This window comes from Gordonia tangerina (assembly GCF_021556435.1).
Taxonomy (GTDB): domain Bacteria; phylum Actinomycetota; class Actinomycetes; order Mycobacteriales; family Mycobacteriaceae; genus Gordonia; species Gordonia tangerina.
Map to the genome: position 1 here is coordinate 53,338 of NZ_JAKGCU010000018.1, position 7,228 is coordinate 60,565.

The following is a 7,228-nucleotide window of genomic DNA, read 5'->3' on the forward strand; positions in this document are numbered from 1 at the left end:
GTTTCCGGCACGTTCACCTCACGACTCATGTCCGATACACGTGCGCGCGGTGGTCGATGTCGACGATCAGCACGGAGCGATTGTCATCGTCGATGCGCAGAAGGATCCGATAATCGCCACGACGCGCACTATGCAGACCCTCGAGCTCATTGCGTAGTGGCTTGCTCAGCCGCCGTGGATTCTCGGCGAGCGGGCCGGAGATGAACTCGATGACGGCGTGCGCGACGCGACCGGGAAGGCGCGCAAGGGCACGGCGGGCGGGTGAGGCGATGGCGACGTCGAACGGCTGCGGCGTCGAATCGCTCATCGTGGGGGAAGACCGTGCTCGGCGCGCAGGTCGTCGAGGGAGATGGTGTGCCCGGCTGCGTGCTCGTCATCGGCGCCGGCGACCGCATCGGCCGTTCCGCGCCGTGAGAGCCAGTGAATCGTCTCGTGCAGCGATTCGAGGTCGTCAGCCGACATCAGCACCGCAGCGGGCTTGCCGTGCTTGGTGATCGTGATGATGTCGTGCGTCGACTCCGCGCTGTCGACGAGCGCGGAGAGCTTGTCCTTGGCCTCGCCCAGCGGCACAGTCGTCATCGCCTCATTTTAGCCACACTTCTGGCCTCACAGGAGGCACGAGTCGCCACCCGACGTCCCGAGTGAGGTGAACGTTCCGGTTTCCGGCACGTTCACCTCACTGGAGTCGGCCGCGACGCCTTATTCCGCGTTCACGAACGACGCGAGCTTCTCGGTGACCAGATCCTGGATCTTGTTCTCGTACTCCTCGACCGGCTTCGTGATGTGCTTGATGTCGGCGCTCGCCTTCTGCACCAGCTCACCGATGAGCTTGGCCTGCTCGATCGAGACGATATGGAACCTGTGGTGCTTGGCGAAGTCCTTGTGCACCTCACCGGCGATGCCACCGTCGAGCGCGAGCTTGCCGATCAGGTCCAGCTTCGTCTCGCCGGACCCTTCGGAGAAGTCGAGGTCGTTGAGGTCGACCCACACCGTGTTGGGTCGGGTGGTGGATTCGAAGGTGTAGCGCAGGTTGGTCAGGTCGAGCACGACCTGCCAGAGCGTTTGCGACGCATCGGGTTTGCCGGGCTCGGGATTGCGGAACGGCTGGGCGCAGTTGCGAATGATGCTCATCATCGCCGCGGTCGCCTGCAGCTGTGAGGTCGGCTCCGGTTGCACGCCGACGTAGTAGAGCGCGCGGGCGAAGCGGTCGGTGGCCAGGCATGTGCCGGGCAGCGGGTCGTCGCCGCCCAACCCTTCGTACTTCTTGACCAGTTCGAGTTGCTGGTCGTAGCTCGGCGAATTGGTCATCACCAGGTGATCGCGGCTGTGATAGATCTGCAGCTCGCCGTCGATGTACTCGAAGATGGCAGAGTCGCCACTGGCGTCCTCGATCGCGAGGTGCAGAGCAGGATTGCTGTGGCCCGTCGGATCGGCGATCGGGACGATCTGCGGCTGCGCCGACTCCGTCCACGCCACGGCTTCGGCGACGGTCTCGAAGTTGTCGAGGTAATACTGCAGCCACACCGACATCGCCAGCTGCGGTTTCGAGTCGTCGGGGGTGCCGTAGTCCGACTCCGCCAGCCACAGGATGTGGCCACCCAGTCCGCGTTCGTTGAGGCCGTCGGTGGACAGCAGGTCGTACACGCCGGCGATGAGGCTCCCGTACTTCGCGGTCCACTGCAGTTTTCCGGCGACACGATCGTCGCGCTTGATGCCGCGGGGAAGTTTCCACAGGTTGGTGTGCAGGTCCTGGTGGAAGTCCATGTTCCGGCCGACGATGACCGATCCGTTGGCATCTGGCCACATCACGCGCGTGCACATAATCTAGAGCGTCTCCTTGAGATCGAACGAGCGGTACCGCCGGCGAACACCCGACCGAATGTCACGGTCCGCCGGGCCCAGCTAAGCAGCACCCGGCGAACCGATGCCGCGATTGCCGGGAAACGCCCACAATCCGGCACAAAAAGCCACTGCCCGTGTCACAACACGGCATATCGGCGTGCGTCACGATTCCGCTGCCACCCCGACCCGACTGAGGTGAACGTGCCGGAAACCGTGACGTTCACCGCACTCGCCTCCAACCCACCACCACTTTTGCATTCCCACCCGCACCCCCACTTCAATAAGACATGGAGTCGACTCAGGAGGCGTTGTTGGTCAGCTACCGCACCCTCCGGTCCTTCGTCGGCGCAGCCCGGCATCGCCTGTGTATCAAGGTCCCGCAGTGGGATGCCTCGCCGCAGGCCGGCACCCTGCTCGACGACACGATCGCCGCGCACCGACGACACGTCGACGTCATCGTGTTCACCCGCCCCGAGGCGTCCAACGATGCCGCGGTGCGTCGTCTACGTGACGTGGGTGTTCGGGTGGTGACCGTGCGCAACCTGCACGAGAAGGTCGTGCTCGCCGACGACCGCGTCCTCAACCCGTCGACGAACTTCACCCGCACGGCGCTCGCGACCGACGAGAACTCCGGGACCGTGCACTCCGCGTCGCGGCTGGTCGACGCGTTCGTCGCCGGTTTCGACCTGATGCGCGACGGCCAGGACCGGGTCACCGACGGCGAGGAGACCTGGACTCCCACCGCCGACCTGATTCCCCCGCCACTGCGGCCTTACCTGGATCGATTCGATCAGCTCAATCCGCTGCAGTCGAAATCTGTTCCCGCGGTGCTGAACACCTCTGGGCATGTGATGGTGGTGGCACCGACGAGTTCGGGCAAGACGTTGATCGGCGAGGTGGCCGCGCTGCGGTCGATCCTGTTGGAGAACCGGCCGGCGGTGTGGCTGTTGCCGGCGCGGGCCCTGGCCGCCGAGGTGGCCGCAACCGCTGCCCGATGGCGCGAGCACGGCATCGCGTCGATCGAGCTGACCGGCGAGACCAACATGTCCAGCGACCGCATCCGCACCGCGCAACTGTGGGTGGCAACCACCGAGAAATTCGAATCCCTTTATCGCCGTTCGTCGTTGCGATCGTTCCTGGACAGCGTCGGCTGCCTGATCGTCGATGAGGTGCACCTGGTGGGCGATCATGAGCGCGGCGCCACCCTGGAGTCACTGCTCGCACGTCTGCGGGCGTCGGCCGACCGGACGCGGATCGTCGCGCTGTCGGCCACGGCGGGCAATGCCGAAGAACTGGCGGCGTGGTTCAACGCCCAACTGATCACGGTGGAGTGGCGACCCACTCGCCTCATCACGCAGTTCGCCGCCTACGACTCGCCCTCGGGCAAACCGTGGGCCGACGAGGACGCCAAGGACGAGGCCCTAACCGACCTGGTGCATGAGCTGTCCGAAGACGACGCAGGTACATCGGGCAGCGTGCTGATCTTCTGCGGCAGCAAGAACGCGGTCCGACGCACCGCGGGCCAACTGGCCGGCGTGCGCTACCGCGGCGTCGACGACGACACCCTGGTGGAGCAGGCCTTCGCCAAAGGTGTCGGCATCCACTTCCGGGACGCACCGAAAGCCCAACGGGCGCTGGCCGCCTTCAACGCGCGCCAGATCGACACGCTGGTTGCGACCTCAGGCTTGTCGACGGGGGTGAACACGCCGGCCCGCACGGTCATCATCCGCGACCTGACGCTCGGCATCAACGAGCTCGAGACCAGTCAGGCCCAGCAGATGCTCGGCCGCGCAGGGCGCGCCGGACACGAAGCCGAGGGCTTCGGATTCATCATGGTGCCGCACAGCGAGGAACTCGCCTGGCGCAGCAGACTTGTCGCCGGCTATCGGGTGGACAGCCGACTCAACGACAAACTCGCCGACGCCGTGCTCGCCGAGATCCTGCTCGGCAGCATCACCCGTCGCGCCGACGCGCAACTCTGGTACGAGGGCACCTTTGCCTACGCCCAGAACAGCAAACGCCGCGACCTCAAGGGCGTGCTCGACCACCTCGTCACCCACCGGTTGGTCACCGACGCCGACGACACCCTCACCGTGACCGATCTGGGCGCGCTCACCACCCGCCTGATGGTGGGGGTCGACGCCGCGAGCAACCTACACTCCCGCCTCGCCGCACTGCCCACCCCCACCGACGCCACCGAAGCCGAACAGCTCATCCTCGCGGCAATCGCGAACAGTGTCCCGGCACTGCGTGATTGGCCGGTCAATCCCAAACCGTACGGGCAATGGGTCGACGACACCCTGGCGACGGCCCCGACGTTGAACCGTCGGCTCGACATCGAGTTCGGTAGCCAGTTCTGCGCGGCCGCCGCCGTGGCGGCGTTGAACAGCCCGGATCGCCTGCGGGTGTCCGGTGCGATGTCACGCTCGGAACTCATCCGCGCCATCGACGCGCTGCCGCGCTACCTCGGCTGGATCGCCGCACTGGGCCATATCGGCATCGGCTCGTGGCAGCCGGTGGTGGCCGGCGACCTCGCCCGCCGGCTGACCTGGTGGCACCTCACACCTCATCCGCAGCGCGGCAGTGGGCGGCTGCTGTGGTTCCTCGAACAGCTCCAAGACGACGACGCCCGGCGCAAGCGGGTGCCACTGCTGTGGCACCGAGCCCGAAGCGCCGACTTCACCGACCCGAACGGGATCAACTCACCACCCCGCGGAGTCGAACTCCCCCGCAACGACTTCGACAACCTCGTCGGGAGTCGGGCACATCTGGCGCTCGGACCCTCCGACCGCACCGACCTCCCGCTCGACGCCTCCCCACCCGATTCCACCCTTGTGGTTGTCGGCAACGACGGGGCGGCCCGCGCCACGGTGCGCACCCACACCGTTCCGCGGAACGTCGAACTGCCGGTGCCGCACACCAGCCGAGCCACCGTGCTCGCCGCCGACGTGATCCTGTTCTCGCGTCGCGGTGATGTCGCCTATCAGAACGCCGTCGTCGACCTGCCGGAGACCGGTGACGTCGATGCGTCGTCGGCCCTCGACGACGCCCGCGAGCTGATCGCCCGGTTGTCGCCGCCGACTTCGGTGGTCACCTCACCGGGTCGTCGTCGCGGCACGGCTCAGGGCAAACGCAGACTCCTGCTGTCTGATCTGTTGCCGCAGACCATCCCGGAACCGCAGTTGCTGTCGATCGCCGAGGCATTGAGCGGTGACGCCGACGACGAAACCCGCGTCATCAACCTTCGGGCCGGCCTGGAGGAGCTGCTGCGCATCGACGCGTCGGCCGCCGACGCTCCCCGCCCGGCCGCGGCTGTCCTGAAGGCCGGTCGCGCGACACCTCGCGAGTTCGAATGCGTCCTCCTCGCGCTTGCCGCAACTCTCGACATCGAAGTGGGTGCCGCGGTGACCGATCATGGGCACCTGGTCGCGTTGGTCCACATTGGTGGTGGATGGCGAACAGCCACACCCCTCGACGACGGCCACGTCATCAGCAAACCGCTGTTCCCCGAGAAGCTTCCACCGATCACGGGCTCGCTCGACCTGATCCCGGCGAAACCCTCGGCCCCGGCCCGCCCGCTCTTCGGATGGCTGGCCGAGTTCACCCCGGGTTCGGGTGAGCCGCCGACCAGCGCCCGCCGATCGACCACACGGACCGACATCGAGCATGCCGGGGTGGCAGAGGACCACACCACGCGCGTGGCCCAGCGGAGTGAGTAGAACGTCGCGGTTTCCGTGACGTTCTACTCACTCGACCGCTGTGGCGCTGTTCGACTGAGGTGAACGTGCTGGAAACCGGAACGTTCACCTCACTCAGCACAACCACTCACGCCGCCGCGTGAGAAAGTGCGTACCGGATCTGCGCGGCAACGTAACCCGGCCGCTCCAGCAGGTCCGACCAGGTGAAGTTCAGCACCGTCCAGCCAGCGTTGATCAGTGCGTTGCGTCGTCGGCGGTCGCGCTGAAAGGCATCGGAATCGGAGTGGTAGGCCATTCCGTCGATCTCGACCGCCACCTTCTGTGCCGGGAACGCGAAGTCGAGTTCGTATCCTGCCGCTTGGTAATTCGCTTCCCAGCCGACGATCTCGTGCTCGGTGAACACGGCGACCGCCAACCGTTCCGCTTCGGAGTGAGCATTGGGGCCGAGTAGTTCGAGAATGCGGGCCATCTGCGCGGCGTTTTTGCCGGTCGCGTGCCGCTGGTAGGTGGACATCATGTCGTCGACGGTCACCAGATGCTTCTGTAGCGCCCGATCGACCACGTCCATGCCGCCCTCGACCGCCGCCTCGAGTACCGTCAGCGGAAGTGCTGTGACCCGCAACCCGTCTCGCTCCACGACGTCGACGTCGAGCAGCGGACGCCGCACCACGGTGACCCCGGCGACCGACGACCCGTGCCACCCCGTCGGCGCTGTCACCGTCGCCGACGTCGGGCGCTTGCTGATGACGCCATGCCACCAGGCGGCCATCACGCCACCGAGTACGGCACTCGGCGAGACCGACAGCGTGGCGATTCGCGTTCGGGTGCGCGCGGTGGCCGGATGGTCGACGAGCCGGTAGATCCGGTGCCCCTCATCCACCCAGTCGCCGGCCGCGATCCTTCGCGCGACCATCCCGCGACTCACCTTGTGCTCACGCGCCTGCGCAGCGGTGATGATGCCGTCGCGCTCGAGTGCCAGCTTCCGAAGTTCCGGTGGTATCCCCATGCGATTCAGACGCATCGGAGAGCCATCCGGTTCCACCTGATTCCGCCCCGGAGCCGAGTGAGGCGAACGTGCTGCTTTCCGCGACGTTCACCTCAGTCGGCACTGGGCTCAGGATCCGGGAGGCAACGCGACCTCGATAGTGCGCTCCCCCAGACGTGCAGTGATGGTGACGTCGGTGGCGCCGGCGGCGGCCAGGTAGTTGGCCAGAGTCGACAGCATCAGGTCCTCACGTGCCTCCAACCCCGACACCGCGGCCTGTTTGATACCCATCCGCTGGGCCAGCTCGGTCTGGGTCAGCTGTGCAGCGCGGCGGATCGCCGCCAACCCCATCGCGTGCGCGCGGTCCGCCTGGGCCATCTCCGCGCGGATCGTCTCGACCCGCGCCGCGGTATCCGGGTCCGCCAACAGCTGCGCGATCCGCTGATTGCCACGACGGAACGTGACCTGCTTCTCCTCACTCATCAGCCCTCATCTCTCTCAGTCTCGGTCTGCTGTTTCCACGCCTCGATCGCAGCATCGGCGCGCGGTCCGACGCTGTCGTAGAACACATCCCCCATGCGCGCCTTGTCCCGGAAAACAGGGCCACCACCACATGCTCGTCGTCGGGGAACCACACGATCAACCGCACCGCCACGCCCTCGCGATAGATGATGGTTCCCACCCGAGTGAGGTGAACGTGCTG

Annotated in this window: 6 protein-coding genes; 1 reads left to right on the forward strand and 5 read right to left on the reverse strand. The window is 66.4% G+C overall.

All coding sequences use genetic code 11. The features are described from left to right. Window positions 1-25: 25 nt before the first annotated feature. The 3 genes from L1892_RS17540 to L1892_RS17550 form a co-directional block, all read right to left on the reverse strand. Window positions 26-307 (reverse strand): type II toxin-antitoxin system RelE family toxin, encoded by a 282-nt coding sequence (locus L1892_RS17540; RefSeq protein WP_235724930.1) that lies wholly within the window; start codon window positions 305-307, stop codon window positions 26-28. Then, window positions 304-579, reverse strand: coding sequence for a type II toxin-antitoxin system Phd/YefM family antitoxin (locus tag L1892_RS17545; RefSeq protein ID WP_235724931.1), 276 nt, complete (start codon window positions 577-579; stop codon window positions 304-306). Before L1892_RS17545 ends, L1892_RS17540 begins: the two co-directional genes overlap by 4 nt. 120 nt (window positions 580-699) lie before the next feature. After that, window positions 700-1,821, reverse strand: coding sequence for a bile salt hydrolase (locus L1892_RS17550; protein WP_235724932.1), 1,122 nt, complete (start codon window positions 1,819-1,821; stop codon window positions 700-702). 308 nt (window positions 1,822-2,129) lie between these two features. Here L1892_RS17550 and L1892_RS17555 point away from each other — a divergent pair, with 308 nt between their 5' ends. Beyond that, complete coding sequence (locus tag L1892_RS17555) at window positions 2,130-5,561, forward strand: DEAD/DEAH box helicase (RefSeq protein ID WP_235724933.1); 3,432 nt, start codon at window positions 2,130-2,132, stop codon at window positions 5,559-5,561. 106 nt (window positions 5,562-5,667) lie between these two features. On the opposite strand, the gene L1892_RS17560 is transcribed toward L1892_RS17555, so the two are convergent. Next, window positions 5,668-6,561: a PDDEXK-like endonuclease domain-containing protein gene (locus tag L1892_RS17560; protein WP_235724934.1), complete on the reverse strand. Its 894-nt coding sequence runs from the start codon at window positions 6,559-6,561 to the stop codon at window positions 5,668-5,670. Window positions 6,562-6,654: 93 nt separating this feature from the next. Further along, window positions 6,655-7,008 (reverse strand): type II toxin-antitoxin system RelB family anti-toxin, encoded by a 354-nt coding sequence (locus L1892_RS17565; protein WP_235724935.1) that lies wholly within the window; start codon window positions 7,006-7,008, stop codon window positions 6,655-6,657. Window positions 7,009-7,228 lie beyond the last annotated feature (220 nt).